Annotated in this window: 26 protein-coding genes; 4 read left to right on the top strand and 22 right to left on the bottom strand. The window is 71.8% G+C overall.

Features of this window, described 5'->3' with window-relative positions:
- Position 1: 1 nt before the first annotated feature.
- The 6 genes from ABD808_RS22430 to ABD808_RS22405 are packed head-to-tail and all read right to left on the bottom strand — an operon-like array spanning position 2 to position 5,708.
- Complete coding sequence (locus ABD808_RS22430) at positions 2–859, bottom strand: EI24 domain-containing protein (protein ID WP_344899778.1); 858 nt, start codon at positions 857–859, stop codon at positions 2–4.
- Positions 860–919: 60 nt separating this feature from the next.
- Complete coding sequence (locus ABD808_RS22425; RefSeq protein ID WP_344899776.1) at positions 920–2,383, bottom strand: aldehyde dehydrogenase family protein; 1,464 nt, start codon at positions 2,381–2,383, stop codon at positions 920–922.
- An 8-nt stretch (positions 2,384–2,391) separates the two neighbouring features.
- Entirely contained in the window at positions 2,392–3,402 is a 1,011-nt protein-coding gene (locus tag ABD808_RS22420; protein WP_344899774.1) for a substrate-binding domain-containing protein, read from the bottom strand.
- Positions 3,399–4,214: an alpha/beta fold hydrolase gene (locus ABD808_RS22415; protein WP_344899773.1), complete on the bottom strand. Its 816-nt coding sequence runs from the start codon at positions 4,212–4,214 to the stop codon at positions 3,399–3,401. The genes ABD808_RS22420 and ABD808_RS22415 overlap by 4 nt, the downstream gene beginning before the upstream one ends.
- A complete protein-coding gene (locus ABD808_RS22410) occupies positions 4,211–4,813 on the bottom strand; it encodes a carboxymuconolactone decarboxylase family protein (RefSeq protein WP_344899771.1) in 603 nt (200 codons plus the stop codon). Before ABD808_RS22410 ends, ABD808_RS22415 begins: the two co-directional genes overlap by 4 nt.
- Positions 4,794–5,708 carry an amidohydrolase family protein gene (locus ABD808_RS22405; RefSeq protein WP_344899767.1) on the bottom strand — a complete coding sequence of 305 codons (915 nt, stop codon included), beginning with the start codon at positions 5,706–5,708 and terminating at the stop codon, positions 4,794–4,796. The genes ABD808_RS22410 and ABD808_RS22405 overlap by 20 nt, the downstream gene beginning before the upstream one ends.
- A gap of 86 nt (positions 5,709–5,794) precedes the next feature.
- Here ABD808_RS22405 and ABD808_RS22400 point away from each other — a divergent pair, with 86 nt between their 5' ends.
- A complete protein-coding gene (locus tag ABD808_RS22400) occupies positions 5,795–6,433 on the top strand; it encodes a TetR/AcrR family transcriptional regulator (RefSeq protein WP_344899765.1) in 639 nt (212 codons plus the stop codon).
- A 35-nt stretch (positions 6,434–6,468) separates the two neighbouring features.
- Here ABD808_RS22400 and ABD808_RS22395 read toward each other — a convergent pair whose 3' ends face one another.
- The 10 genes from ABD808_RS22395 to ABD808_RS22350 all read right to left on the bottom strand — a co-directional run bounded on the left by ABD808_RS22395 (position 6,469) and on the right by ABD808_RS22350 (position 15,560).
- A complete protein-coding gene (locus ABD808_RS22395) occupies positions 6,469–7,734 on the bottom strand; it encodes an aromatic ring-hydroxylating oxygenase subunit alpha (protein ID WP_344899763.1) in 1,266 nt (421 codons plus the stop codon).
- Positions 7,735–7,795: 61 nt separating this feature from the next.
- Positions 7,796–8,290, bottom strand: coding sequence for an aromatic-ring-hydroxylating dioxygenase subunit beta (locus ABD808_RS22390; protein WP_344899761.1), 495 nt, complete (start codon positions 8,288–8,290; stop codon positions 7,796–7,798).
- On the bottom strand, positions 8,287–8,625 hold the full coding sequence (locus tag ABD808_RS22385; protein ID WP_344899759.1) for a non-heme iron oxygenase ferredoxin subunit: 339 nt from the start codon (positions 8,623–8,625) through the stop codon (positions 8,287–8,289). The genes ABD808_RS22390 and ABD808_RS22385 overlap by 4 nt, the downstream gene beginning before the upstream one ends.
- Positions 8,622–9,812: an NAD(P)/FAD-dependent oxidoreductase gene (locus ABD808_RS22380; protein ID WP_344899757.1), complete on the bottom strand. Its 1,191-nt coding sequence runs from the start codon at positions 9,810–9,812 to the stop codon at positions 8,622–8,624. Before ABD808_RS22380 ends, ABD808_RS22385 begins: the two co-directional genes overlap by 4 nt.
- Positions 9,805–10,857 (bottom strand): cupin domain-containing protein, encoded by a 1,053-nt coding sequence (locus ABD808_RS22375; protein WP_344899755.1) that lies wholly within the window; start codon positions 10,855–10,857, stop codon positions 9,805–9,807. The genes ABD808_RS22380 and ABD808_RS22375 overlap by 8 nt, the downstream gene beginning before the upstream one ends.
- Positions 10,854–11,312, bottom strand: a complete 459-nt coding sequence (locus tag ABD808_RS22370; protein WP_344899753.1) for a hotdog family protein — start codon at positions 11,310–11,312, stop codon at positions 10,854–10,856. Before ABD808_RS22370 ends, ABD808_RS22375 begins: the two co-directional genes overlap by 4 nt.
- A gap of 4 nt (positions 11,313–11,316) precedes the next feature.
- Positions 11,317–11,838, bottom strand: coding sequence for an FAS1-like dehydratase domain-containing protein (locus tag ABD808_RS22365; protein ID WP_344899751.1), 522 nt, complete (start codon positions 11,836–11,838; stop codon positions 11,317–11,319).
- Positions 11,835–13,391 (bottom strand): AMP-binding protein, encoded by a 1,557-nt coding sequence (locus tag ABD808_RS22360; protein WP_344899749.1) that lies wholly within the window; start codon positions 13,389–13,391, stop codon positions 11,835–11,837. Before ABD808_RS22360 ends, ABD808_RS22365 begins: the two co-directional genes overlap by 4 nt.
- A 22-nt stretch (positions 13,392–13,413) precedes the next feature.
- On the bottom strand, positions 13,414–14,562 hold the full coding sequence (locus ABD808_RS22355) for an acyl-CoA dehydrogenase family protein (RefSeq protein ID WP_344899747.1): 1,149 nt from the start codon (positions 14,560–14,562) through the stop codon (positions 13,414–13,416).
- 149 nt (positions 14,563–14,711) lie between these two features.
- Positions 14,712–15,560 (bottom strand): peptidase associated/transthyretin-like domain-containing protein, encoded by an 849-nt coding sequence (locus ABD808_RS22350; protein WP_344899745.1) that lies wholly within the window; start codon positions 15,558–15,560, stop codon positions 14,712–14,714.
- A gap of 83 nt (positions 15,561–15,643) precedes the next feature.
- Here ABD808_RS22350 and ABD808_RS22345 point away from each other — a divergent pair, with 83 nt between their 5' ends.
- The gene (locus tag ABD808_RS22345; protein ID WP_344899743.1) at positions 15,644–16,462 is read left to right on the top strand and encodes an alpha/beta fold hydrolase; all 819 of its coding nucleotides are present in this window, start codon (positions 15,644–15,646) and stop codon (positions 16,460–16,462) included.
- Positions 16,463–16,473: 11 nt separating this feature from the next.
- On the opposite strand, the gene ABD808_RS22340 is transcribed toward ABD808_RS22345, so the two are convergent.
- From ABD808_RS22340 to ABD808_RS22315, 6 genes are all read right to left on the bottom strand, one after another.
- Complete coding sequence (locus ABD808_RS22340; protein ID WP_344899741.1) at positions 16,474–17,436, bottom strand: dihydrodipicolinate synthase family protein; 963 nt, start codon at positions 17,434–17,436, stop codon at positions 16,474–16,476.
- A complete protein-coding gene (locus ABD808_RS22335) occupies positions 17,433–19,397 on the bottom strand; it encodes an alpha-ketoacid dehydrogenase subunit alpha/beta (RefSeq protein WP_344899739.1) in 1,965 nt (654 codons plus the stop codon). The genes ABD808_RS22340 and ABD808_RS22335 overlap by 4 nt, the downstream gene beginning before the upstream one ends.
- Positions 19,394–19,645 carry a lipoyl domain-containing protein gene (locus tag ABD808_RS22330; RefSeq protein WP_344899737.1) on the bottom strand — a complete coding sequence of 84 codons (252 nt, stop codon included), beginning with the start codon at positions 19,643–19,645 and terminating at the stop codon, positions 19,394–19,396. Before ABD808_RS22330 ends, ABD808_RS22335 begins: the two co-directional genes overlap by 4 nt.
- A 42-nt stretch (positions 19,646–19,687) precedes the next feature.
- Positions 19,688–21,385 carry an MFS transporter gene (locus ABD808_RS22325; protein WP_344899735.1) on the bottom strand — a complete coding sequence of 566 codons (1,698 nt, stop codon included), beginning with the start codon at positions 21,383–21,385 and terminating at the stop codon, positions 19,688–19,690.
- Between the two features lie 97 nt (positions 21,386–21,482).
- A complete protein-coding gene (locus ABD808_RS22320) occupies positions 21,483–22,178 on the bottom strand; it encodes a hypothetical protein (protein ID WP_344899734.1) in 696 nt (231 codons plus the stop codon).
- A 331-nt stretch (positions 22,179–22,509) separates the two neighbouring features.
- Positions 22,510–24,024, bottom strand: coding sequence for a GMC family oxidoreductase (locus ABD808_RS22315; RefSeq protein WP_344899732.1), 1,515 nt, complete (start codon positions 24,022–24,024; stop codon positions 22,510–22,512).
- Between the two features lie 71 nt (positions 24,025–24,095).
- Here ABD808_RS22315 and ABD808_RS22310 point away from each other — a divergent pair, with 71 nt between their 5' ends.
- Entirely contained in the window at positions 24,096–25,319 is a 1,224-nt protein-coding gene (locus ABD808_RS22310) for an ABC transporter permease (protein WP_344899730.1), read from the top strand.
- Positions 25,320–25,343: 24 nt separating this feature from the next.
- Complete coding sequence (locus tag ABD808_RS22305; RefSeq protein WP_344899728.1) at positions 25,344–26,408, top strand: sugar ABC transporter substrate-binding protein; 1,065 nt, start codon at positions 25,344–25,346, stop codon at positions 26,406–26,408.
- The last annotated feature ends 1 nt before the right edge of the window (position 26,409 follow it).

Genomic DNA, 26,409 nt, shown 5'->3' with positions numbered 1-26,409 from the left:
TTCACTCGGCTCGGCCATGCCAGGCCGAGGCGCCGTCACCGGGCGCGACCAGCACCTCCTCGGCCTGCCGTCCGTCGGCGAGACGTTCCCTGGCCAGCAGGGTCGCGCCCGCCACCGCGCCCGGCATCGCCAGCACCGCGCCGAGCGGGATGAGGAAGGTGACGAACGTCGCGGCGCCGAACCCGACGACCAGCGGACGGTCCGCCTTCAGCCGCGCGAACCGTTCGGCGCGCAGGATCCCGCGCCGCTCCAGCGCGACCGACGTCAGTTCGCCCGCCAGGAAGTAGCCGGACACCAGCGCCGCGACCACGGGCACGACCGTCTGCCCCACCACGGGCAGGAACCCGCACAGGAAGAACACCACGGCGAACGCCACCGCGATCACGCCGAGCAGCACCGTGTCCTTGATCGCGCGCCAGATCTGGACCATCAGCGGGGTGCCCGGGTCCGGCGGCGCGCCGCCCTCGGACTCCTCCACGCGGACGGCGATGGCCTCGTAGAACGGGTCCCCGACCAGCAGCGTCACCGCGGTGAAGGTCAGCACGGCCACGAACAGCGCGGCGCCGTAGATCGCGACTCCGGCGACCACGCGGGCCGACGTGCGGGCGGCGTCCGACCAGTCGTCCGCGAACCCCGTCACCCATCCGGCCAGGTCGTCGATCTGGAATGCCAGGAAGACGAGCGCCGTCACGTACACGACGAGGACGATCAGCGCCGGGATCAGCCCGAACAGCCACTGGGCCGGGTGCCGCGCCATCCAGCCGATGCCGCGCAGCAGATACCCGACACCGGTGAAGAAATCCTTGAACGCGGACGGCTTGGCTGGGGCCGTTCGCGGAGGTACGTACGGTTGGCTCACGCCGTCAAACCCTATAGACAGCCAGGCCACTGCGTCACGACAAGAAAGAACGTCACGACGTCATGACAAGGGAAGATGGACGCTCTTCAACTGCGTGTAGGAGAGCAGGTCCTCGATGGACTCCTCGCGTCCCAGTCCCGAGTCTTTCCAGCCGCCGAACGGCGTCCCGGCGAAGTGGCGGGAGACCTCGTTGACCCACACGTATCCGGTTTCGAGCCGGTGGGCGACGCGCAGGGCGGTGGTGAGGTCGCGGGTCCAGACGCTGCCGGTCAGCCCGTAGGGCAGCGCGTTGGCGATCCGCACGGCCTCGTCCTCGTCGCGGTAGCGCAGCACCGACAGGACGGGCCCGAAGATCTCCTCCCGCGCGACGCGGTGTTCCGGACGCACACCGACCAGGACGGTCGGACGCAGCCAGTGCCCGCGCGCGAACCGTTCGCCGTCCGGCCGCTCCGCCCCGGTGAGCACGTCGGCGCCCTGCTCCCGGGCGGTGTCGATGTAGAACCGGACGGTGTCGAGATGGTCGGCGGTGACGAGCGCGCCCATCTCGGTGTCCGGCGCCATGGGGTCGCCGACGCGGATGTCCTCGGTGAGCCGCCGGACGCGGTCGAGAAAGTCCGGGCCGATGGACTCGTGCAGCAGGAGCCTGCTCGTGGAGCCGCAGGACTGGCCAGCGCTCCAGTGGAAGTTCATGCCCCGGACGGCGGCCGCGGCGGCGGCGTCCAGATCGGCGTCCGGAAACACGATCATGGCGTTCTTCCCGCCGAGTTCGAGGGTCACGTCCTTGATGCCGGTCTCGGCCGCCGCGCGGAGCACGTCCTGGCCGGTGCGCACGCTGCCGATGAGCGCGATCCGGCGCACGGCCGGATGGCGGACGAGCGCCTCCCCGGTCTCGGCGCCCCGCCCCGAGAGAACGGACAGCACACCCTCGGGCAGATGCTCGGCGAACAACTCGCCGAGCCGCAGCGCGGACAGCGGCGCCTGCGGCGGAGCCTTGAGCACCACGGCGTTCCCGGCGAGCAACGGCGCGGCGATCTTCGTGGCGGCGAACATCGCGGGATGGTTGTAGGGGACGATCCGCGCGACCACCCCGTACGGCTGCCGCACGGTGACGTGCAGCCGGTCCGGGGTGGACGGGATCGTGTCGCCGCCAAGGCGCAGCGCCCAGTCCGCGTACATGTCGAGCGCGTCGACGGCCATGGCGACGTCGCCGAGCATCGCCGTGCGCGGATGGCCGCAGTCGAGCGCGTCCAGGGTGGCGATCTCCTCGGCGTGCTCGGCGAGGACGACCGCGAGCCGCCGCAGCGCGCGGGCCCGGTCGCGCGGCGCCAGCGCCGCCCACGCGGGCTGCCCGCGTTCGGCGGCGGCGACCGCGGCGCGCACGTCGTCGGCGCCCGCGTCGGGGACGTCGGCGAGCGGCGCGCCGGTCGCCGGGTTCTCGGTGCGGTAGCCGGCGCCGGAGACAGGGTCGGCGGGCCGTCCGCCGATGAGGAGTTTCCAGGTCCGTTCCGTCTCCACCATCGTCATGTCGCTCCCTAGATGCGGAAGTGGTCGCGGACCTCGGGGGCGAACAGCTCCTCGACGGTCAGGGCGCGCGGGGTGATCCCCTGCCGGTGGCACATCCGGGTGAACGCCTCCAGCGTGGGCCGGTTGGCGTCGATGCCGTACGGCCAGATGTCGTCGCCGCCGAACAGGGCGCGGACGTCCTCGGCGTGCGCGGCCTGCCAGGGCACGGGGAAGCGGGAGGCGTTCGTCTCGAAGGCCCGTTCCAGGCTGTTGCGCTTGGCCCGCTCGAACGCGGTCAGCAGGTTCATCGCGATCCAGGGGTGGCGGGCGTGCAGCTCGGCGCGCAGCGCGATGACATGCATGATCGGGAAGATGCCGGTGCGCTCGTAGTAGGCGCGTTCGGCGGCGCGGGGGTCGGTGAACAGGCCGCGCAGCCGGGGGCCGCGCCGCTCGATCTCCCGGGGCGGATGGGCCGCGATCACCGCGTCCAGCTCGCCGTCGATCAGCAGGTCGTTGAGCGTGGCGTCGGGACGCCGCTCCAGGCGCACTCCGTCCGGAACGGCCACCGGCACGCCCTCGATCCGGCCCGGTTCGTTGGTACCGGCCTGCACCCAGGTCACGCCCTCCAGGCTGACGCCGTATTCGTCCTCCAGCAGGGCGCGGGCGTAGACGGTGGCGGTCTGCGTCCACTCCGGGACGCCGATCCGGCCGCCGCGCAGGGCGGCGGGGTCATCGGCCGGGCCGTCCGCGCGGATGAAGATCGCCGAGTGGCGGAACAGCCGGGACGGGAACACCGGAACGGCGGTGAGCGTGTCGTCGCCGGAGCCGCGCAGCGCGCAGTACTTGGCCATCGACAGCTCGGACACGTCCCACTCCCGATGGCGGGCGAACCGGAAGAAGATCTCCTCCACCGGATGGTTCAGGACGGTCAGCGCGACCCCGGTGACGTCGACGACTCCGGTACAGAGGTCGCGGACGTGCTCGTAGTCGTTGACGGCGAGGCTGGCATGAATCCTGGGGCGCTCGCCCGCCATGGTCACGCCCCGGCCTCCGGGGAGCCGCCGGACAGGAAGGTCAGCGCGGCGTCGGTGAACTCCTTGGGCCGCTCCATGTTGGACAGGTGCGCGGCGTCGAGCATGACCAGCGTCGCGCCCGGCGCCTTCTCGGCCAGTTCACGGGCGTGCTCGGGCGGGACAGCCGGGTCGTGCTCACCGCCGATGACGAGGATCGGGACCGTGACGCCACCGATCCCCTGCCGGTGGTCGAGCGTGCCGAGCGCGGCGCTGCACCCGTAGTAGCCGTCCTCGCGGTTGGCGAGGAAGACCTCCTTGAGCGCCGCGACCCGGTCGGGGTGGGCGTCGATGAAGCGGGGCGTGAACCAGCGCGGGACGATCTCGTCCACGAGACCCGGCAGCCCTTGGGCGCGGATCGCCTCCAGGCGCGGCGCGATGGCCTGGGGCGGAATGAAGATCCCCGCGCTGGCGAGGACGGCGCGCTCCAGCCGCCGGGGCTCGTTGATCGCGATCCACTGCCCGACCATGCCGCCCAGGGACACCCCGCAGTAGAGCGCGGACGGCACGTCCGCAGCGTCCAGCACGGCCAGCGCGTCGCGCGCCAGCAGCGGAATGTCGTAGCCGCCGGTGGAGCTTTCGGAATGGCCGTGTCCGCGCATGTCGTACCGGATGACGCGGAACCGTTCGGTGAACGCCGCCAACTGGGGCTCCCACATCGAGGTGTCCGTGCCGAGGGAGTTCGACAGCAGCAGCGGGGGCGCGCCGGGGTCGCCGTCCTCGCGCACATAGAGCCGGACGTCCCTGTCACCGGTGCGGCTCTCCGCGTAGTACTCCTTCATGACTGCTCCTCCTCGGTCGGCACGGCTGGCGGCACGGACAGGGGCCGGTCGACTCCGACCGGCATGGGAGCGGCATGGGCGGCGAGCATGAGGGCGACGCTCGTGTAGTGGCCGACCAGTGCGGTCAGCTCCACCAGCCCGCGAGCGCCGAGCGTCTCGACGGCCCGCGCGTGCACGGCCTCGCCGACGCGGTGCCGGTGCAGCAGTTCGGTGACGAACCCTTCGATCGCCTGCTCGTCGGCGGCGCCCACGACGGGGCCGCCCGCCCTGATCCGGTCGATCGTGCCCGGGTCGAGACCGGCGTCGGCGGCGGGGCCCGCGTGCGCGAACCAGATGAAGTCGGCGTCCCAGAACCGGGCCGTGACCAGGATCGCCAGCTCGCGCAGCCGCGCGGGCAGGTCGGCGTCCGACAGCCGCTCGGACATCTCCGCCCACGCCCGGTACAGCTCGGGCGCGAGGACGAGCGGCAGCCGAGGCCCGTAGGCCCCGCCGAACTTCGCCACGGACGAGTCGTAGATCGCGGACTGCCACGCCGTCATCCGCTCGCGCGGCGGCAGCGCCAGCCGGGGCCAGCCCGCGTCATCGGTGGTCGGAGTCATGCGCCCTCCCGGCGGGTTCGTGGGGGCGGAGCCGCAGCAGCCGCGCCGCGTTCTCCTTCAGGACGAGCGGCCTGACCTCGTCGCGGATCGCGAGCTTGGCGAAGTCGGCGAGCCACCGGTCCGGGGTGATCATGGGGTAGTCGGAGCCGAAGAGCACCTTGTGCCGGAGCGGCCCGTTGATGTGCCGGACGAGCGTCTCGGGAAAGTACTTCGGCGACCAGCCCGACAGGTCGATGTGGACGTTGGGCTTGTGCGTCGCGACCGCGAGCGCCTCGTCCTGCCAGGGGAAGGACGGGTGGGCGATCACGATGTCCAGGCCAGGGAAGTCGACGGCCAGGTCGTCCAGCAGCATCGGGTCGGAGTACTTCAGCCGGATGCCGCCGCCCCCGGGCATCCCGGCGCCGATACCCGTCTGCCCGGAGTGGAACAGGGCGATCAGACCGGCGTCGGCGATCACCTGGTAGAGCGGGTAGTGGGCGCGGTCGTTGGGCCAGAACGCCTGGGTGTTGGGGTGGAACTTGAAGCCGCGCACGCCCCGCTCGATGTAGGACCGCGCCTCGCGCACGGCCAGCACGCCCTTGTGCGGGTCGACGGAGGCGAACGGGATCAGGACGTCGGGGTGGTCGGCCGCCGCGTCGATGACCTCGCCGTTCGGCACCCCGACCTGCCCGCTGCCGGCCCCCGAGTCGACGGTGAACAGGACGGCCGCCATCCGCCGTTCCCGGTAGTACTCGGCGATGTCGGCGGCGGTCGGCTCGGCGACCCGGCCGCCGAAGTACCGCGCGGCGGCGTCGGCGTAGGACCGGGCCGTCGCGTCGAGGGGCGCCCCGTCCCCGCGCCGCTGCACATGCGTGTGGACGTCGATGGCGAGGACGGACTCCGGGTCTACGGGCATGCGTTCAACCTAGTAGATCGATCGTTCGATCACAAGGGACGCCCGAAACGGGCGCACCGCCCCGACCGGCTGGTATACATAGGACCATGGAGCCCACTCGGACGGGTCGAGACACGGCCGACACCATCCAGCAGGCGGCCATCAAGCTGATCCATAGCAAGGGATACGACGGGACGTCGATCCGCGACATCGCGCGTGAGGCGAACGTCGGGATCGCGACCCTCTTCCACCACTTTGGCAGCAAGGCCGAACTACTCGAACGAACGCTCAAGAACGAGTTCGACCATCTGCTCGCCGAGATGGAGTCCGCGCTCGACGGCGTCGACGACCCGTTGGAACGATTCGCCGCGGCGGTCCGCGTCCACGTGGTGCTGCACTGCGAGAAACCCGAGAGCTCGATCGTGAACACCGAGCTGCGCAGCCTGGAGCCGGTGCCCCGCGCCGAGGTTCAAGTCAAGGTGGAGCGGGTGCAGGCGATCTTCACCTCGACGCTGCTGGCCGGGGTCAAGGCGGGCCGGTTCGGCTGCGACCGTCCCCGCGAGACCGCGCGGGCGGTGCACGGCATGTGCTCGGCGGTCACGGCCTGGTACCACCACGGCGCCGGGATGACACCGCAGGACGTCGGCGAGCTGTACGTCGAGCTGGCGCTGCGGCTGGCCGAGGTCGTCCCGGTCGACGGCGCCAAGCCCGCCGCGCGGAGGCGGCGCCCCGCGGGCGGGTCCTGACCGGCCGACCCGGCTGATCAGCGCCGGTCGTATGATCAGGGCCGGTCGTACATGACGCGGCGGTAGAAGTCGTAGAAGCCGCGGATGGGGCCCTCCGACACCATGTCGCCCGCCACCGGCGGTTCGATGCCGCGTCCGCCCAGCTCGACGACGCAGGCGCGGTCGGGGTTGGCGGTCATCCCGGCGCGGGAGAACTCGAAGACCTCGGTGTCGTCGATCGAGATGAGCCCGGCCGCGCCGACCAGGTTCGCCATCCGCACGCGCCGTTGCCGCAGGTCGGGGTCGTCGTCGGCGTAGCCGAAGAACGTCCAGACAAGCTCGAACTCCTCGGGCCCCTTCACGATGACGTTGCGGCACTGGAGCAGGTTGTTCTGCTGCTGGACGGTGAACGCCGGGAACATCGTGACGATCTGGATCGTGACGTCGTCGTCGTACTCCTTCACCGACGCCAGCGGGCGCATGTCGTTCAGCTCGAAGTCGTGCCTCAGCGACCGCATCTCCTCGGTGCCCGCCACGTCCTTCACGTCGTTGCGGATGGACGACACCACGTTGTGCGCCTTGGTCTCCGGGTCCTGGAGCAGTTCGCCGTCCTGGTCGATGCGGTAGAGCCCGAAGCTGATCAGGAACACGTGCAGCAGGCTCGCGTGGTAGGAGTCCTTCATGTTCTCCGGGTACAGCTTCCAGTTCGCCCGCACCCGCTGCCGGTGGTAGCCGAGGACCTCCAGGTCGCGGCCGTCGAACACCCGGGTCAGGCGTTCCCAGATCTTCTCGCCGAGGTAGTCGCGCATTGAGGGCGCCCGCTCGTCGAACGTCGCGAACAGGGCGCCGTTGACGTTCTCGACGCGCAACCGGCGCAGCCCGTGGCGGGACGGGTCGAAGTCCTTCGGATACCCGCCCTTGCCCTTGACGCCCCGCCGGAACGGCACGCCGATGAGGTCGCCGCCCAGGTCATACGTCCACTGGTGATACGGGCACATCAGCTCCTTGCCGTTGCCGAACTTGTCGCGGCAGACCTCCAGGCCGCGATGGGAGCAGATGTTGAGCACCGCGTTGATCCCGCCGTCGGCGGCACGGGTGACCAGCACCGACTTCTCGCCCACGACCGCGCGCATGTGGTCGCCGGGTTCGGGGATCTCGCAGGCCAGGCCGACGAAGCTCCAGAAAGGCCCGTAGAAGATCCGGTCGAGTTCGCGGCGGTAGTTCTCCGGATCGGAGTACACCCAGTTGGGGACGCGGCTGTTGTCCCGCGACGGCCAGGGCCGCGCGTCCAGGTCGGTGTTCCGGATCGACTCGGTGAGCATGGTGGAACCTCCAGGGGCAACGCGGGCAACGCGGGCAGCTCGGCGCGGGCGGCGCGCGGCGCTACAGCGGGTAGATGATCGTGCTGGGGAGGGACTCGGTGTCGCAGACCACGACCCGTTCGGCGAAGCGCGGCACGCCGTCCTCGATCCGGACGCGGTCGAAGGTGCGGGCCGCCAGCAGCAGTTCGGTCGGCTGGTCGTTCATCGTCTGGTGGACGGTCAGCATGCTCCGGGTGAGCAGATCGCCGTCCCGGACGCCGGTGACGCGGATCGAGGTGACCGCGTGCGACATGTAGCGCGGCGCGAACACCATCGTGTTGCGGATCGCGGTCATGCGGTCGACGATGCCCCCGCGACTCTCGGCCAGGACGAGCGACACGGGAAGCCCCCGGTCGTGGTTGATGCGCGGGACGATGCGGTACAGGCACTCCTCGACGAAGAAGCCGGGCCATTCCTCCAGTTCGTCGTCGCAGATGCATTCGGCGTACCGGGTGTAGAGGTCGTGCACCATGAGGTGGACGGCGACATCGGTCCGTTCGGTCATGGTCTCGGTCATGGTCGGGCCTCCGTTCGCGTCGATACGCGGATCTCGCCGTCGCGTTCGCTCACCGGGTAGGTCGCCAGCGGCTCGTCGACCGGCGGGCCGAGGCACGCGCCGCTGCCGATGTCGAACCGGCCGCCGTGCAGCGGGCATTCGATGACGCCGTCTTCGAGCCAGCCATCGGTGAGCAGCGCTTGGCCGTGCGTGCAGATGTTGCCGGTGGCGTACAGGCGTCCCTCGGAGCGGTAGATCGCGATGCTGCGTCCGTCGACGTGGACGCCGAGCATCTCGCCGTCGGCGATCTCCTCGCTGCGGGCCACGACGGTGCCGTCGCCGTCCGGGCTGGTCATCGTGCACCTCCCGCCATCGCTCCGCCACGGGCGATGAGCTTGCGCAGCGCGCGCATCTCGCGCGGCTGGTTCACCGTCGCGGCGGCCACGGGCACGTCGCCGCGCAGCGACACGACGGTGAACCCGTCGCCGTCCGGGGCCTCACGGCACACCGTGACGGCCCAGTCGGGTGGGCATCCGGCGATCTGCACGTTCACGTCGTACTGGTCGCTCCATGACCACGGGACCTCGGTGTAGGGCTGGTGGCCAGCGGCCATTCCGCGTCCGACCGCGATCCCCTGGTTCTGCGCGTTGTGCCAGGACTCCAGGCGGACCTCGCGTCCGAGCAACGGATGGTAGAAGCGGGCGACGTCGCCGACCGCGTAGATCCGGGGGTCGGCGGTGGCGCCGAACTCGTCCACGAGCACCCCCGCGCGGACGGCCAGTCCGGCCGCCGCCGCCAGCCCGTCGTTGGGCACCGCGCCGATCCCCACGACGGCGTGGTCGGCGGCGACGGCCCGACCGTCCCCGAGCCGCACGCTGACCTCGTCACCGGGAGCCTCCACCCGGTCGATCTCGACTCCGGTCAGCACGCGGACGCCATGCGCGGCGTGGACTCCGGCCAGATAATCGCTCACCTGGGGTGGCAGGACGCGCTCCATCAGCCGTCCGGCCCGCTCCAGCACGGTCACCTCCAGGCCCCGTTCGGCGGCTGCCGCGGCGACCTCCATGCCGATGAGCCCGCCGCCGATCACCACCAGCCGGGTGCCGGACGCCAGCGCGCCCCGCAGCCGGTCGGCGTCGGCGAGGTCGCGCAGGTGGTGCACCCGTCCGGCCGCCGCGCACGGCACCGGGAGGCGGCGCGGCCGGGACCCGGTCGCCAGCACGAGCCGGTCGTAGCCGAGCTCGTCGCCGTCGCCCAGCGTCACCGTGCGCCGCCGCCGGTCGAGCCGCGTCGCCTCGGCGCCGAGCCGCAGCTCGATCCCGGCGTCCCGGTAGTGGGACGCGGGCTTGATCGCCACCCGCTCGGGCGGGACCGGGCCGCGCAGGAACTCCTTGGACAGCGGCGGACGCTCGTACGGCGGATGGGCCTCCGCGCCGACGAGAACGATCTCCCCTTGGTGGCCGTGCTCGCGCAGGGCGACGGCCGTCCAGCCGCCCGCCTGGCCCGCGCCGACCACCACGATCCGGTCGGGCTCGCTACTCACCACGCGACTCGCTGAGCAGTCCGAGACGGTCGTAGACCTCGCGGTCGCTGACCTGGAACAGGCGCGCCGGGCCGCCCTCGGCGCGGTGCCGCGCGTCCTGCCGCGACGGGACGGTGAACACGTCGTTGGCCGCCCACGGGATCCGCTCCCCGCCGATGACCGACTCCCCCGCGCCCTCGATCGCGACGCAGAGGGTGCTTGCCGTGGACCGGGTCGGCGCCGTGAACCCGCCCGCCTCGACCTGGAGCATCGTGCAGTCCAGCATCGACATCGCGGGCCCGCCGGTCACGGGGTTGACGTACCGGACGCGGCGCGAGCCGTCCGGGGCCTCCGGTGCGTTGCGCAGCGCCCGGACGACGTCGGCCAGCGGGTAGCGGAAGACGGGAGAATGCGGCCGCGCGGCCGAGTCCGGCAGGTCTTCGACGCATGGCGCGACGTTCGGGACGGTGTACAGCGCGTCCGCCGGATGGGTCGCCGCGTCGACGATCGGGCCGGGCTGGAACTCGTCGGTGCCGAGCGCGAGGTGCAGCGCGACGTCCAGGACGTCCACCCAGATCGTGGGCCGCGTCCCGGCGGAGATGTGCTCGTGCCAGCACCACGCGGGCGTGATGATCAGGTCGCCGCGCTCCATCGGGCACGGCTTGCCGTCGACGACCGTGTGCGCCCCGGACCCCTCCAGGACGAAGCGCAGCGCGTTCATCGAATGGCGGTGCGGACGGGCCCGCTCGCCCGGCAGCAGCAGTTGCACCGCCGCGCTGACCAGGCCGGTGGTCGCCTCGTCCTCCGGGCTGGTGGACTTCGGGTTGACCAGCGACAGCACCCGCCGTTCGACGATCTCCGGCGAGCCGATGGCGGCGACGCCCTCCAGCACCGGCGCGAGGTCGCTCCACGGCCACCGGTGGGGCCGCTCGTTCTCGCGGTCGAGCTGGTGCGCGGTGGGGCTCTCCCACAGCGGCACCACGTGGGCGTCGACCATCGCCTTTCGCAACCGCTCGGGCACCGTGGCGGTGCGCGTGTCTCGGGTGACGGTCCGGGCCGTGGTCATGACGGTCTCCTTCTCGTGCGGGTGAGCGGGCTCGTGCGGGCGTGCAGGACGACGCTGGCCCAGGCGACCGCCGCGACCTCGCCGGACTCGTGCCGTTCGTCGAGTTCGTAGTCGACGCGCAGACCCGCGCCGGTGGACGCCGCCGCGACGGCCCGGCCGCTGATCACCAGCCGCTGGCCGGGGCAGGCGATCGCGCGGTTCTGCCAGCCGAAGCGGACGAGCCGGGCCCCGTCGCCGACCGTGTTCAGCAGCGCCTGGCTGATGAAGCAGGCGTGGAGGTGGGACTGCACGAGGACGTCGGGGTGCCCCTCGTGCCGGGCGTAGTCGCGGTCGTAGTGGATGCGGTGCGGGTTCCAGGTAGCGGCGCTGAACAGGAACGCCTGGAGGTGCGTCGCCACCCGCTCGACGGGCGCGACCTCCGCCAGCGCGGCGGGGATCGCCTCGGTTTCCGTCATCCGCTCACACCGTCCTCGCGATCGGGTTCTCCCGGCACGTCACGACGACCGTGCCGTCGGGCTTGCGGTAGGTGGTGACCAGCGACAGCAACAGGAACGGTCCGGAGCGGCCGTGCTTGAGGACGACGTCCTCAAGCACGCAGGTGATCGTCAGTTCGGTGCCGTCGAGGACGGGTTCGTGGAGTTCGAGGTCCTGGCCGCCGCCCATCAGGCGCAGCCCGTCGAGCGGCAGCCAGCCGGTGCGCTCGCTGCCCGTGCCGTCCGCGCGGAGTCCCGCCATCGGCTTGCCGATCCCCCACTCCTGCACGGAGGACACGAACACCGGCGGCGCGATGGCGGCGGGATGGCCCGCGCCCTGGGCGGCAACGTCGTCCTGGTAGATCGGGTTCGGGTCACCGGCGGCGAGCGCGAACCGGGCGAAGTCGCGCCGGTCCACGTGTCCTCGGGTCGGTGGCCCAGAGGTCCCGATCAGTGGTCGGAGCCGCTCGTACGCTTCGGCGAGCGCCGGGTCTGGTGGCGTGGTCATGACGACCGTCCTCCGGGCAGGGGCGCCCGTTCGGAGCGCAGTTGACGTTTGTCGACCTTGCCGACCGAGGTCAGCGGCAGCTCGTCGCGGAACTCGACGATCGACGGCACCTTGTAGGCGGCCAGCCGGTCGCGGCAGTGGGCCAGCAGTTCGGCCTCGCTCAGCGCGGCGCCGGGCGCGAGTTGCAGCACCGCCCGGACGGCCTCGTCCCGGACGGGGTCGGGCGCGCTGACGACGGCGGCGCGGGCCACCAGCGGATGCTCGGTGAGGACCATCTCGACCTCGCTCGCCGAGATGTTCTCGCCCGCCCGCTTGATGACGTCCTTCTTGCGGTCGAAGAAGTACAGGTAGCCGTCGGCGTCGGCATAGGCGTAGTCGCCGGTGCTCAACCACCCGTCGCGCAGCGCCGCCGCCGTCGCCTCCGGGTCGCGGTAGTAGCCGAGCATCAGCGTGCGGCCGGGGACGCCGTGCACCTGGATCTCCCCGACCTCGCCGACGCCGACCTCCGCGCCGTCCGGGCCGGCCAGCCTGACCCGCCGCTCCATCGCGGGCAGCCCGACCGACGGCCACCGCTTCGGCCCGTTGACCGGGCACACCGCCACCCCGGCGACGGCCTCCGACAGCCCGTACCCGTTGATCAGCTCGACGGCGAAGCGCTCCTCGAACGCGGCGCGCTCCGGGTCGGTGACGTTGAGCGCGAAGCTCACCCGCCGCAGCGCGTGCCGGGAGTCGGACGGGTCGGACGGCTGCGCCAGCAACGTCCGCACCAGCATCCCGACGAGGCTCGTCTGCGTGGCACGGTGCGCGCGGATCTGTGCCCAGAAGGTGGAGGCGTGGTATTCCGCCAGAACGATCAAAGTGCCGCCCGCCGTCAGCGCCGCCAACATCGACAGCACCTGCGCGTTCAGGTGGAACAGGGGCAGCGCCGTGAGCAGACGGTCGGTGTCGTCAAGCAGGTAGGAGCGGACCACCATCTCCCCGGCGAACAGCAGGTTGGCGTGCGTGACCAGCACGCCCTTCGGCCGGGCCGTGGTGCCGGACGTGAACAGGATCTGCGCGGGCCGCTCCTCCGCGACCGCCACGCCGTCCGGCCACGGCTCCGCCGCGATCAGCTCCCGCCAGGACCGGCGACCCGGGACGTCCCCGAACCCGACGCGCACGAGCCGGTCGGCGCCCGGAAGGCGGTCGTCGAGATCGTCGAGCGTCGCGTCCGTGCCGATCAGCAGGCGTGCGTCGGCGGCCCGGATCACGTGCGCGATCTCCGCCGGATGGTTGCGCAGGTTGCAGGGGACGACGACGGCCCCGAGCCGCGCCACCGCGAAGAACGCCACGACGAACTCGGGCACGTTGCCGAGCGCCAGGGCGACCTTGTCGTCCGCGCCGATCCCGAGCCCGCGCAGCCCCGCCGCGACCCGCCGGGTCAGCTCGGCGAACTGGGCGTAGGAGTATTCGGTGACGTCCCCGATCTCGTTCTCGTGGACCAGCCACGGCTTGTCGGGGTAACGCTCGACGCGTTCGTCGAGCAGGTCGTTCAGGGTCCGGTGTCCGAGCATGTCCAGCATCGAGGGCCGCCGTTCAGTCGTCGTTCGCGCCGAGGCCGAGCATGGTGCGGGCGATCATCCACCGATGGATCTCGGACGTGCCGTGCCCGATCCGCCACAGCCGGGCCTGCCGGTACAGGCTCTGCACCGGCGACTCCAGCAGGTAGCCGCGCCCGCCGAGCACCTGGAGGCACCGGTCGGTGACCCGGTAGGCCATCTCGGTCGCGGCGAGCTTGGCCATGAACGCCTCGTGCTGGACGCCGTCCCCGTTGTCGGCGAGCCAGGCCGCGCGGTGGACGAGCAGCCGCGCCGACTCCAGCTCCACCAGCGAGTCGGCGAGCAGCCACTGCACACCCTGGCGGGTCGCGATGGGTTTGCCCCAGGTCTTGCGCTCCTTCGCCCACGCGACCGCTTCGTCCAGCGCCCGTTGCGCGATCCCGAGCGCGATCGCCGCGATCTTGAGGCGGCCATGGGTGAGCTGGTGCGCGGCCACGCCGAACCCCTTGTTCCAGCCGCCGAGGACGTGCTCCTTCGGCACGACGCAGTCGCGGAACTCCAGCTCGAAGGGGAGCCAGTCGTCGCCCATCGTCGGCATCGGCCGGACGATCTCGAAGCCGGGCGTGTCCGTCTCGACCAGCAGGCAGGTCACCCCGCGCGCCCCGGCGTCCGGGTCGGTGGTGGCGAACAGGATGACGAAGTCGGCCACATCGGCGAGGCCGATGAACATTTTGCGGCCGGTGACGCGGACGGTGTCGCCGTCGTCGGCGATGACGGTCCGCAGATGGCCGAAGTCCGATCCGGTCTCCGGCTCGCTGAAGGCGAAGCAGCTCTGCTTCGCGCCGTCCAGGACCGGCTGGAGGAACCGTTCGCGCTGGTGGTCGTCTGCGAGGAACAGGCACGGTTCCGGGCTTCCGCCGAACTCCAGCCGGAGCGGGCTCTGGTACAGCTCCTCGATCGCCAGGCACAGCCCGAGGTGGCCGTGGCCCAGCCCGCCGTACTCCTTGGCGACGTCCACGCCCCACAGGCCGCGCGCGCGGGCCTTCTCCTGGAGTTCGCGGCGGCGGGCGTCGTCGAGCCGTCCGGCCTGGAGGAACTCCGGCTCCAGCGGCGCCAGCTCGGCGAGCCGGAACCGCCGGGTGCGTTCGACGAGGTCGCGCAGTTCGGCCGGGATCGTGAAGTCCATGGTCCTCCCCGAGAGCTTCCGATCGATCGTTCGTTCGGGATTCTAGTAAGGGCCGTTCCCGCCGGTCAAGGGTCCGGACGGGGCGGCGCGGGTTCACCCTGCGACGCGCCGCTCCCACGAGGTCCGGCACGGGAGCGGCACGCCGCAAGTCATCCGGAGACGCCGAGGGTGATCGCGGCGAGCACGCCTCCGTCGCGAGCGCGCTCGGCGGCCAGGCGGCACTCCGGCGTGTAGATGAAGTCGGTGTCGTTGCGGGTGTCGCGGCCCACATGGTCGGTGTACGGGTAGACCGTCGCGAAGATCTCGTCGTTGAGCCGGTCGTCGAGGAAGAGTTGCGCGGTCAGCACGTTGCGCCTGGCCCGGTGGACCTTGACGTGGATGTGCACCGTCCGGCTGACGTACCAGCCGGGATAGATCGTGGTGAAGTAGGCGATCCCGTCGGCGTCGGTGGGCTGCGCGCCGCGCAGGTACGTCCCGTCGTCGGTGCGCCCGGACTCGGGGACGCCCGCGCTGTAGGAGCCGTCGGACGGCCCGGCGTCCCCGCCCGGCGGCGGGCCGATGGGGAGGCCGTCCTCGCCCATCGGGATCGGGATCTCCATCCGGGACAGCTCCTCGAACCCGGAGTAGACGCCCCCGGCGTCGCAGTGCCAGACCTCCACCACCGCGTCGCCGACCGGGACGAACCCGTCGCCGCGCCGCTCCACCACCCGCAGGGCGAGATGGGTGTCCAGACCGGGCCGGTCCTCGCGCAGATCGCCTCGCACGGTGTCGACGTCGAACCAGTACGGGCCGTCGATCGACTCCGGCGTCAGCACCGCGCTCGGCGCCCGATCCAGGAGCGCCCCGAGCGCGGCGGCGTCCTCGGCCGACATTCCGCCGCCCTCGCCCTCGCCGGGACCGGCGTCCGCCACGACGTCGTCGATGCCGACGACCACGCCGTCGGAGGCGGCCCGGTTCCGGACCACCCGGCGGCGGCTGGCTTCCACGTCCCTGTTCATGTCGGCCTCCCACGGGTCAGGTGGGCGCCGGGGTCCCGGCGCCGAACCTGGATCGAACGTTCGCTTGATGATAGTCTCCGGCCATGTCCCCCGTCCTCGTCCCCGAACCGGAGTTCCGGGGCGTCGAGGCGGACCTCGACCTCGGCGACGTCCGGCTCCCCTACTGGGACACTCGGGTCGACGGTCCAGCGGTGGCGCTGCTGCATCCACACACGTGCGGCGGCACCGTGTGGCCTTACCAGCACGCCGGTTTCGCGGCGCACGGGTACCGCACGGTCAGCTACACGCGACGGGGACACACGTCGTCGGGGCCGGGATGTGCCGACGGGGTGCCGCCCGGCTCCGACGACCTTGAGGCGCTGCGCGCCGAACTCGGCATCGACCGCGTGCATCTCCTCGGCGCCGCCGCCGGTGGCGCCTACGCGCTGGACTACGCGCTGCGGTTCCCCGACCGGGTGCTGTCGCTGGTCCTGGCCTCCAGCCTGGCCGGGATCCGCGAGCCCGGCTTCGTCGCCGCGACCAGGGCGCTGCTGCCGGACGGCTGGAGCGCCCTGCCCGTCGAGTTCCGCGAGCTGGGGCCCGCCTACCGGGCGAGCGACCCGATGGGCGCGCGGCGCTACGCCGAACTCGCGTCGGTCCGGGGTGCCACCGGGCAGTCGACGCCGCTGACCGGCGGTTTCGCCGCGCTGGCCGCCGTGTCCGTGCCGACGTTGCTGATCACCGGCGGGGCCGACCTGTACCTTCCGCCGCCCCGGCTGCGGGAGCTGGCGCGGCACCTGCCGGATCCCGAGGTCGTCGTCCTCCCGGAGGCGGGGCACGCGGGGTTCTGGGAGTGCCCGGAGGCGTTCAACGCGGCGGTGCTCGACTTCTTCGATCGCCACGAGGGCGGGTCCGGGGCCTGATCGGCGGCGGGTCATGCGGCCGCGAACTCCTTCTGCAACACGGCCCAGCGCCGTCCGCACTCTTCCGAGCCCGCGACGTAGTCCGCCGGGGCCTCCAGGTAGGGCGGACGGGTCGGCCCGATGTCGACCAGCCCCGCGTGCTGGAAGCGGACGTGTCCGAGCTGGATGCTGTAGTCCACGAACTCGGCGAGGCCACCGCCGAGGAACATCGGCGCCTCCGCCCAGTTGACGCGCTCGGAGACGTGGGCCGCGCGGTCCCAGTCTCGGGCGAGGACGGCCCGTTCCAGCGTGGCCATCGCGGCGGGCGCGCAGGCCACGGCGCCCGACCAGCACGCCGGGGCGAGGTCGGGGTGGGCGCGGGCCGCCGGGTACCAGTCCGGGGCGTTGGGCAGGACCCGCAGCCGCCCGGCCGTCGCGACGAGATCGTCCTCCAGGCGCGGGCCGCCGGTGTGCTTGGCGGCGATCACCTCGGGGACGGCGGCGAGCCGCCGGTACGCCTCGGTCGAGATCTTGCCCTTGAACGCCGGAGGGTTGTCGTAGACGACGAGCGGCACGCCGGGCAGCGCCTCCGCGATGTCGCCGTAGTAGCGGACGATCGCGGCGTCGTCCATGGCCAGCCACATCGGCCTGCCCACGAACAGCCCGGCGGCGCCCGCGTCGACGAGCGCGCGGCCCCGGCGGATCGTGTCGCGCGTGTTCAGCGTCGTGATCCCCGCGAACACCGGGACGGACCCGCCCACCGTCCGCACCACGCAGTCGACGAACTCCAGCAGTTCAGGCTCGGTGAGCGTCGCGCACTCGCCGAACGTGCCGGTCGTCATGAGCGCGGTGATGCCGTCGCCGACCACCGTCCGCACCATGCGTTCGGTCTCGGGCAGGTTGACCGTGTGCTCGGCGTCCCAGCGCTCGGCGTCCGGGGTCGCGGGCGTCGGAACGATCCCGAGCACGCCCCGCAGGTCCGTGGCGTCGATCATGACAGCACCTCGCGCACCGCCGCCGCGATCTCCTCGGCCTGCGGGTAGTACGTCCGCTGCAACGGTTCGGGCAGCGGGACGTGCGCGAACGGCGGCGTGACCCGGCGCACCGGGGCCTTCAGCCAGCGCGGTCCGGCCTCGGCGGCCAGGGCCGCGATCTCCGCGCCGGGCCCGAACGGGGCGACGGCGTCGTGCACGACGACGAGGCGTCCCGTCCGGCGCAGCGAGGCCAGCACGGCGTCGGCGTCCAGCGGCAGCAGGCTCCGCAGGTCGACGACCTCGGCGTCGATCCCGTCCTCAGCGAGCGCCTCCGCCGCCTGTGAAGCGCGGGCGTGGGCGCCGCCCCAGGCGACGAGCGTGACGTCGGCGCCGGGCCTGGTCACGGCGGCACGGCCGATGGGCACCAGATGGTCGTCGCCCTCGGGCACCTCGCCCCGGTCGCCCCACAGCGCCAGGCTCTCCAGGACGATCACCGGATCGGGGTCGCGGACGGCCGCCTTCAGCAACCCCTTCAGGTCGGCCGGACTGCTCGGCGCGACCACCTTCAGGCCGGGCACGCCCGCGAACCAGCCCTCCAGGCTCTGCCCGTGCTGGGGGCCCGCCGCCCGTCCGGCGGCGCCGATCACCCGCACCACCATCGGGACGTCGAACGCGCCGCCCGAGACCGACCGCATCTTGGCGGCGTGGTTGACGAGCTGGTCCGCCGCCAGCGTGAGGAAGTCGGCGAACATGATCTCCACGACGGGACGCAGCCCGGTCATCGCGGCGCCGATCGCGGCCCCGACCAGGGCGCCCTCGCTGATCGGGGTGTCGCGGACCCGGGTCTCGCCGAACCGGTCGAGCAGGCCCCGGGTGGCCAGGAACGTGCCGCCCGCACGGGCGACGTCCTCCCCGAACACCACCACGGACTTGTCCCGTGCCATCTCCTCGGCGAGCGCCTCGGCGACGGCCTCCCGGTACTTGATCGTCCTGACCCCGGACACGACGGACACGCCCGCAGGAGGGGCGACGGGTTCGGCGTAGACGTCGTCCGGAACGTCCTCGGGCCCGGCCACCGGATCGTCGAGCGCGACGGCGGCAGCATCGTCCAGGGACCGCCGCACCTCCTCGTCGATCTGCTCGGCGAGCCCTTCGGCCATGCCCGCGCGCAGCCGGACAAGCGGGTCACGCCCCTTCCACTCCTCGACCTCCGCACGGTCGCGGTACCGCTCCGGATCGCCCTCGTAGTGCCCGCTCCAGCGGTAGGTCACCGCCTCCAGCAGCGTCGGCCCCTCGCCCCGCCTGGCCCGCCGGACGGCCTCGTCGGCGGCGGCCCGCACCGCCACCACGTCGTTGCCGTCCACCCGGACGCCCGGAATGCCGTACGGCTCGGCGTACCGGTACGGGTCGGCTGCCAGGTGCATGCCGACCGGCAGCAACTCGGCGTACTGGTTGTTCTCGCAGACGAACACGACCGGCAGCCGCCACAGCGCCGCCAGGTTCAGCGACTCGTGGAACGCGCCCTCGGCCACGGCACCGTCGCCGAAGAACGCGACCGCGACGTCGGCGACGCCCCTGACCTGCGCCGACCACGCCGCGCCGACGGCGATCGGCAGCCCGCCGCCGACGATCGCGGTGGCGCCGAGGATGCCGCTGCCGGGGTCGGCGATGTGCATCGACCCGGCGCGGCCCTTGCAGTAGCCGGTCCTGCGTCCGGCCAGCTCGGCGAACATGCGGCGCGGGTCGCCGCCCTTGGCCAGGCAGTGGCCGTGGCCCCGGTGGGTGGTGGTGATGGTGTCGGCGGGGGTGAGCACGTCGCAGACACCTGCGGCGACGGCCTCCTGCCCGAGCGACAGGTGCAGGTTGCCGGTCAGCGCGCCGGAGCGCAGCAGCCGCGCGGCCTCCGTCTCGAAGCCCCGGATCAGGGCCATCGTCCGGTACAGGCGGGCCTCCGTGCCGTCCGTCTCGGCGGTGGTCGTCATGAGCGCTCCTCGAACTCGGCGAGCAACTGGCCGGGTTCGACGGTGGCGTCGTCCGGGGCGTGGATCACCCGGACGACGCCGTCGACCGGCGCCTCCAGCTCGCTGGTGGCCTTGGCTGCGTCGATCTCGACGACGGGTTCGCCGCGTTCGACGACGTCGCCGACCTGGACGAGCCACCCGGCGACGACCACCTCATCCATGGCGTTGCCGAGCCGGGGGACGACGAGCGGGACGAGCGTGGACGACATCCGACACCTTCCAAACCGATCGTTCGATCAAATCAGGGACCGTCACGAGTTCACGTCCCGCGTGCCGCGCAGGAACCCGGCGCCGAGGACGGTGCACGCCAGCGCGCAGGCGCCGCAGATCACGAACGCCACGGAGTAGGCGTGGTCGAGCGAGCCGAACGCGGCGTCGTGCAGCGGGTTGAACGGCACCTTCGCCCCGTTCGGACCGGGCACCGTCTCGGGCACCGACACCGCCCCGAGCGGCCCGGAGTGCACGCCCTCGATGGCCTCCTCCACGGCCGCGCGCCGGTCCGGCGGGACGTGCGCGGCGGAGCCGTTGAACGCGGTGACCGCGCCCTGCAACGTGGGGCTCGCGGCGACCTTGTCCCGGATGGACGACGCCGCCATCGACAGCGCGACCGCGCCGAGGACCGTCGGCCCGAGCGTGAACCCGAAGTCGCGCAGCATGCTGGTGGTGCCGCTCGCCATCCCGGCGAGCCGCCGGGGCACCGAGTTGACCGCCACCGCGGTCGCCGCCGTCACCGACGTGCCGAACCCGAACCCGCTGATCAGCATCGGCAGCGCGATGCTGGCCGTCGAGGTGTGCGTCGCCGGGACCGTCGCGGCCCAGAACGCGCCGACGGCCAGCAGCGCCGTGCCGCCGACCAGCAGCCACTTGGCCGGATAGCGGCGCAGCATCCGCGCGTTGAGCGGCATCATCACGACCGCTCCGAGGGTCAGCGGAAGCATGCCGACCGCGACGCCCAGCGGGCTGTGCTGCTGGATGACCGCCATCCGGATGCTCACCGCGTAGCCGGTGCCGAGCTGGGCGAACATCGCCACCACCGTGATGATCGAGACGATCGCGAAGTTGCGGTCCCGGAACAGCCGCAGTTGCAGCAACGGCGCCCGTGACCGTGTCTCGGCGACGACGAACAGGACGAAGAAGATCGCGGAGACCACCAGCGACGCCACGATGAGCGGGTCGCCCCAGCCGTCGGTGGGGCTCTGGATCACCGCGAACAGCAGCGCGAACAGCGCGACCGCGATCGTGATCTGGCCGGGCAGGTCGAGCGAGCGGCCCTCGGGGGCCGAGGAGTCCACCGTGTAGAGGGTGGACACCACCAGGCTCCCGAGCGCCACCACGAGCACGATCAGCAGCGTCCACCGCCAGCTCGCCGTCTCACTCCCGCCGAACTTGACCTTGCTCGCGGCGCCGCCGAGCAGGACGGCGACCGTCCCGCCGAGCGGCACCGCGACGCCCCACACGGCCAGGCCGCGCGCCCGTTCGGCGGCGGTGACCGTGCCCGCCGCGACCAGGGCCAGCGCGGTCGGGAAGAGCATCGCGGCGCCGATGCCCGCCATGGCCTGGCCCGTCCACAGCACCGCGACGCGCGCGCCCGTCGAGCTGCCCGATCCGGGGGTGAGCACGGACACGAACTCGCCGACCGCCGTGACGACGGCGCCGATCATCAGCAGCCGCTTGCGACCGAACAGGTCGCCGAGGACGCCGAAGGTCAGCTCCAGCAGCGTCACCGGCACCAGGAACGCCGCCGAGATCCAGGTGAGCTGGGACGACGACGTCCCGAGGTCCGACTGGAACAGGCCGTTGAGGACGCCGGGCACGGCGAGGGCGAGCTGCCCCACCAGCCCGGCGAGGGTCGCCGCGACCAGCGTCCCTCGGGTGAGCCGGGCGCCCTCGGCTTCGGGCGCGTCGCCGTCCGCCGTCATCGTGATGGGAGGTTCGGGGGTGGAACTCATCGTCGGCCTCCAGAGAGCGACTGGGCGGGGGGCCTGAGACGAACAGGGGTGGACGAACAGGACGACCCCGCCGGGGTCGCCGTGTGGTGGCGGCGGCTCAGCGCTCGGTGACCGCCGCCTGGATCGGGGTGAACCACAGCCGCCACCAGGTGGTGCGGCGCTGCCAGATCGGGGGCCCCACGGAGAGGCGCCCGTTCTTGCCCGCCTCGGCGAGGGCGGCCCTGCCGTCCAGGTCGGCGGGCGGGACGTCGGTGGTGTACATCGAGCAGAAGCGGGGGTAGCCGTCGAGCGCGGCGGGCAGGTGGGCGATCTTCTCGTAGCGGGCGAAGCTCCGGTAGCCGCCGTATTCGAGGATGTCGGGGACGTGGCCCTCATCGTAGAAGTCGGTGAACTCGGCCATCTCGGCGTCGGTGGCGTCCGCGGGCGGGTCCACCCCGGCGACCAGCAGCGCGGTGACCGGTCCCGGCGGCGGCGCGGAGGCGGCGGCGAGCCGCCACACCGCGCGCCAGACGAAGCTCGCGTCGTTCCAGCTCGGCGGCCCTGGCGTGTAGGTGCGGGCGTTGCGGCCGGGGTCGCGCTGCCGGTCCAGGTAGGCGGCGACGTGCTCGCCGGTGGCGATGGGGTAGAGCGCGAGCCAGCGCGGGGTGGCGGAGTCGGGTTCGCCGTCCAGTTCGTACCGGCGCGGGGGCCCGAACCCGGGGTTGGCCGCCAGCACCTCGCCCGCGTGGACGTCGTCGTAGTAGGCGTTGAACTCGGCGAGCCCGGCCGCCGTCTCCCGCGCGGCGGTCGTCATGCCGACCATGCTGAGGTACGGCTCCCAGGACGGGGCCCGGTCCGTTCCGGGGGGTGTGGGGGGTCGTCCCCCCACAAGAGTCTGGTCCGTTCCGGGGGGTGTGGGGGGTCGTCCCCCCACAAGAGTCTGGTCCGTTCCGGGGGGTGTGGGGGGTCGTCCCCCCACAAGAGTCCGGTCCGGCGGCGCGATGTCAGCGTCCATGATCGACCTCCCGGTTGCGTCTAGCGGCAACGTACTAGATCGAACGATCGATCACAAGGGAGTCGCGCGGGCATGCCTGACCGACCGGCGGTGCCGCCGGTCGGTCAGGATCAGTGCGAAACGGCGCGGGTCAGGCGCTTTCGGCAGGACGGGCCTGGACGAGGAGGTCGGCGACCTTCTCCGCGATCATGATCGCGGGCGCGTTGGTGTTGCCCGTGGGGACGGTCGGCATGACGGAGGCGTCCGCGATCCGCAGTCCCTCGACGCCGTGGACGCGCAGCTCCGGGTCCACGACCGCGTCGTCGTCCAGCCCCATCTTGCAGGTGCCCGACTGGTGGTGGTACGTGACCACGGACCTGCGGATGTAGGCGTGCAGGCCGTCGGTGTCCTTCGCCAGCGGCCCCGGGTACAGCTCCTTCGCCCCCCAGGTGTGGCCGAGTTCCGGGGCGGTGACGATCTCCTGACACAGCCGGACGGCCGCCGCGAGAGCCTCCACGTCGGCGTCGTGCGAGAGCACGCGCGGGTCGATCAGGGGCGCATCCGACGGGTCGTCGGCGAGGCGGATCTCGCCGTGCGACGCGGGACGCACCAGCCCCGCCATCAGCGAGACGCCCCGCGGCGGCCCCTCCATCCACGACTCGTACAGCGGCACGCCGAAGTGCAGCGGCTGGAGGTCGGGAACCTCCAGGTCGGCACGACTCCGCCAGAACAGGTGACTCTGCGTGAACGGCAGTCCGGGCGAGAACGTGGGCTGCTTGTCGGTGGAGGCGATCACCGGCACCAGCCAGTGGTCCTGGAGGTCGCGGCCGACGCCGGGCAGGTCCGCGACGGGCTCGACGCCGCCGAGCGCGGCGCCCGCGCCGATCCCGGACCGCAGCAGCAGGACGGGCGAGCCGATGGCGCCCGCGCAGACGATCACCTCGTCGGCGTAGCCGCGTTCCACGGTCCCGTCGCGGTCCCATTCGACGCCCACGCACTTGGTGCCCTCAAGGAGCAGCCGCCGGGCGTTGGCGTCCGCGACGAGCGTGACGCCGCGTCCCACCACGGGGTTCAGGTAGGCGCGGGCCGTCGTGAGCCGCTGTTGATCTTGGATGGTGAACTGCATGAACGACACGCCGTCCTGGCGCTCGCCGTTGTAGTTCGGGTTGAACGGCAGCCCGGTCTGCCGGGCCGCCTCCACGATCGAACGGTGCACCGGGTCGGGCTCGTATCCCGTGAGGACGTCCAGGGTCCCCGGCGCCTCGCCGCCCAGGCCGTCGAGACGCGCGAAGACCGGCTGGACGTCCCGCCATGACCAGCCCTTGTTGCCGAGGGAGGCCCAGTGGTCGTAGTCGGCCGGGTTGCCCCGCACCCAGATCATGGCGTTCAGCGCGTGCGATCCGCCGACGACTCGGCCGCGCGGCAGGTGCAGCCGCCGGTCCAGGGCCGAATCCTGCGGGACGGTACGGAAAGCCCAGTCGAGCGGGGAGTCCCACAACTCGTGCATACGGGCCGGATCGTCGACCGCGGGCTCGTCGCGGTGCGGGCCCGCCTCGATGACCAGAACGTTCCGTCCCGCGTCCGCGAGCCGCCGCGCGACGACCGATCCGGCGGAACCCGCCCCGACGACGATCACGTCCGCCTGATGACGGCGCTCTTGGGTCATGGAGGGGCCTCCCGCTCGTATGTGTACACGGACGAACACGTCGTGATGCGACTGATACGACGTGATGCGACGTGAAAGGCAGCGTAAGTCGGGCGATTCATGCCAAAATGCGGGCTTCCGCTGGTCGTGCTGCCACAGACAAGGACTGTTCCGGCACAGCCAAGAGGACCGACCGAGAAGACGGTGAACTTTCGGCACCGTCCAACGGGGACAAGAAGGGAGCCGCAGTGACCGCCCAACGGCAGTCCGATACGGACAAGAAGGTCGAACCGGCGTCTCGTGGCTGGGGACAAGCCGCATCGCTGACCCAGGCGAAGCTTCCGGTGCTGGCCGTCCGGGCCGGGCGCGGGGAGGCCACGAGCGTCCTGATCGCCACGCTGGCGCTGATCGCGTTCATCAGCATCCTGCATCCGGAGTTCTTCCAGGTCGGGCAGCTGCTGGACACGCTCCAGTCGTCGGTCTACGTCGGGCTCCTCGCCTGCGGCATGGCGTATCTGCTGTCCATGCGCGAGATCGACCTGTCCGTCGGCTCGACGTTCGGGCTGACGGTGATCGCCACCGGGCTGCTGATGAACCATGGCATGCCCGCCTGGCCCGCCGCCGGACTCGGCATCCTGCTCGGCGGCGCCCTCGGTCTGGTCAACGCGCTGATCGTGCAGTTCGTGGGAATTCCCGCGATCGTCGCCACCCTCGCGACACTTTCGGTGTTCCGTGGCCTCACGCTCGCGCTGAGCGACGGTCGGCAGGTCACCGGCCTGCCGCTGGAAAGCTCCTTCTTCACCATTCTCGGCGGTAAGACGCTCGGCGTCCCGACGAGTGTGTGGGTGCTGATTCTCGTGGCCGTGGTGCTGACCCTCGTGCTGCGGTTCACTCCGTTCGGTTACCGGGTGCGCTCTATCGGCTCGAACCCGGACGCCGCGACTTTCTCCGGAATCTCCATCCCGAAGGTCCGCATGCAGGCGCTGGTCCTCATCGGCATCCTCGCGGGAATTTCCGGCGTACTGGGACTCGCCTTCTTCACCTCCGGCGACCCCAACATCGGCACCGGATTCGAACTCCAGGCCATCGCCGCCGCCATCATCGGCGGGACGCCGCTGCGCGGTGGTAGCGCCACCGTCATCGGCGCGTGCCTTGGCGCGATCCTTCTGAGCGTCGTCACAAGCGGTCTGCAATACTTCAACATCCCGGCTAACTGGAGTGCGTTTGCAACCGGCGGGGTCATTCTCGCCGCCGTTGCACTCGATAGCCTGGTGCGCCGCCGTCGGCAGCGCGAGAGCGCCAAACTAGGCCTCTAACACCCCCGCGAGGAGAGCAAAAACGTGAAAATCAGATCTCTGACCCTGGCTACAGTCCTGATTGGCACGGTCGCGCTGGCCGGATGCGGTTCCGGTTCAGGCGGTTCCGGGGAGAAGAAGTCGGGCCAGCTCAAACTGGGATTCATTTACGCCACGACCACACAGAACCCGTTCCAGGAAATGGCGTACGGAGCCAAGGCGGCCGCCGCCGCGGACGGCAAGGTGACGCTGAACGCGTCCGCGCCGACCGGTGTGAACGGCCCCGTCCAGGTCCAGCTGTTCCGTTCGGCGATCCGTAGCTCGCCCGACGGCATCGCGCTCCAGAGCCTGGCGCCCGACCTGTTCGTCCGTCCCCTCGTGCAGGCGGACGACAAGGACATCCCGACCGTCGCGGTCGACGCCGCGGCGCCTCCCGGGACGAAGACCAAGCTGTTCGTCGGCAACAGCAACACCGAGGTCGGCACGGCCCTCGGCAACGAGTTCATCAAGAAGGTCCCGGCGAACGCCAAGGGCGACGTCGTCATCGGCAACGACATCCCCGGCCTGCACCTGCTGGAGCAGCGCATCGAGGGGCTCACCGCCGTCATCAAGAAGGAGCGTCCCGGGCTGACGATCAAGGGCCCGTTCGACGCCAAGTCCGAGCCCACGGACAACTACAACGCCTGGAACTCGATCGTCAAGGCGAACCCGAACGCGGTCGCCTACCTCGGTGTGGGTGCCCAGGACGGCGTCTCGCTGCCGCTGATCCAGAAGCAGACCGGCAAGAAGTTCCTCGCCGGATCCTGTGACATCGACCCGGCGGCGCTGAAGGCCGTCCAGGACGGGTCCCTGTTCGCGCTGTCGTCGCCGGAGCACTGGCTGAAGGGCTACGTCGCGATCGAGCTGATGATCCAGGCCAAGCGCGAGGGCAAGAAGCTGCCCGAGGGCTGGTGGAACCCCGGCACGCTCGTCGTGAACTCCGGCAACGTCGCCGACATCATCAAGCGGCAGGCCAACGAGCAGAGCCGGACCGCCTACTTCAAGGCCCTCGCCGAAAAGCAGATCGCCAACCCGGGCCAGTACCTCAAGCCGCTGGACCAGGCGAACTGAT

Source organism: Actinomadura meridiana (genome assembly GCF_039537545.1).
GTDB classification, from domain to species: domain Bacteria; phylum Actinomycetota; class Actinomycetes; order Streptosporangiales; family Streptosporangiaceae; genus Spirillospora; species Spirillospora meridiana.
The sequence above is the reverse complement of the archived record's forward strand: the minus strand, read 5'-3'. Positions and strand labels throughout refer to the sequence as shown.

Coding starts and splice junctions, on each gene's coding strand:
- ABD808_RS22425 (WP_344899776.1), bottom strand. CDS start 2,383: ATGACGATGGTGGAGACGGAACGGACCTGGAAACTCCTCATCGGCGGA.
- ABD808_RS22415 (WP_344899773.1), bottom strand. CDS start 4,214: ATGAAGGAGTACTACGCGGAGAGCCGCACCGGTGACAGGGACGTCCGG.
- ABD808_RS22410 (WP_344899771.1), bottom strand. CDS start 4,813: ATGACTCCGACCACCGATGACGCGGGCTGGCCCCGGCTGGCGCTGCCG.
- ABD808_RS22405 (WP_344899767.1), bottom strand. CDS start 5,708: ATGCCCGTAGACCCGGAGTCCGTCCTCGCCATCGACGTCCACACGCAT.
- ABD808_RS22400 (WP_344899765.1), top strand. CDS start 5,795: ATGGAGCCCACTCGGACGGGTCGAGACACGGCCGACACCATCCAGCAG.
- ABD808_RS22395 (WP_344899763.1), bottom strand. CDS start 7,734: ATGCTCACCGAGTCGATCCGGAACACCGACCTGGACGCGCGGCCCTGG.
- ABD808_RS22390 (WP_344899761.1), bottom strand. CDS start 8,290: ATGACCGAGACCATGACCGAACGGACCGATGTCGCCGTCCACCTCATG.
- ABD808_RS22385 (WP_344899759.1), bottom strand. CDS start 8,625: ATGACCAGCCCGGACGGCGACGGCACCGTCGTGGCCCGCAGCGAGGAG.
- ABD808_RS22375 (WP_344899755.1), bottom strand. CDS start 10,857: ATGACCACGGCCCGGACCGTCACCCGAGACACGCGCACCGCCACGGTG.
- ABD808_RS22370 (WP_344899753.1), bottom strand. CDS start 11,312: ATGACGGAAACCGAGGCGATCCCCGCCGCGCTGGCGGAGGTCGCGCCC.
- ABD808_RS22365 (WP_344899751.1), bottom strand. CDS start 11,838: ATGACCACGCCACCAGACCCGGCGCTCGCCGAAGCGTACGAGCGGCTC.
- ABD808_RS22360 (WP_344899749.1), bottom strand. CDS start 13,391: ATGCTCGGACACCGGACCCTGAACGACCTGCTCGACGAACGCGTCGAG.
- ABD808_RS22355 (WP_344899747.1), bottom strand. CDS start 14,562: ATGGACTTCACGATCCCGGCCGAACTGCGCGACCTCGTCGAACGCACC.
- ABD808_RS22350 (WP_344899745.1), bottom strand. CDS start 15,560: ATGAACAGGGACGTGGAAGCCAGCCGCCGCCGGGTGGTCCGGAACCGG.
- ABD808_RS22345 (WP_344899743.1), top strand. CDS start 15,644: ATGTCCCCCGTCCTCGTCCCCGAACCGGAGTTCCGGGGCGTCGAGGCG.
- ABD808_RS22340 (WP_344899741.1), bottom strand. CDS start 17,436: ATGATCGACGCCACGGACCTGCGGGGCGTGCTCGGGATCGTTCCGACG.
- ABD808_RS22335 (WP_344899739.1), bottom strand. CDS start 19,397: ATGACGACCACCGCCGAGACGGACGGCACGGAGGCCCGCCTGTACCGG.
- ABD808_RS22330 (WP_344899737.1), bottom strand. CDS start 19,645: ATGTCGTCCACGCTCGTCCCGCTCGTCGTCCCCCGGCTCGGCAACGCC.
- ABD808_RS22325 (WP_344899735.1), bottom strand. CDS start 21,385: ATGAGTTCCACCCCCGAACCTCCCATCACGATGACGGCGGACGGCGAC.
- ABD808_RS22320 (WP_344899734.1), bottom strand. CDS start 22,178: ATGACGACCGCCGCGCGGGAGACGGCGGCCGGGCTCGCCGAGTTCAAC.
- ABD808_RS22315 (WP_344899732.1), bottom strand. CDS start 24,024: ATGACCCAAGAGCGCCGTCATCAGGCGGACGTGATCGTCGTCGGGGCG.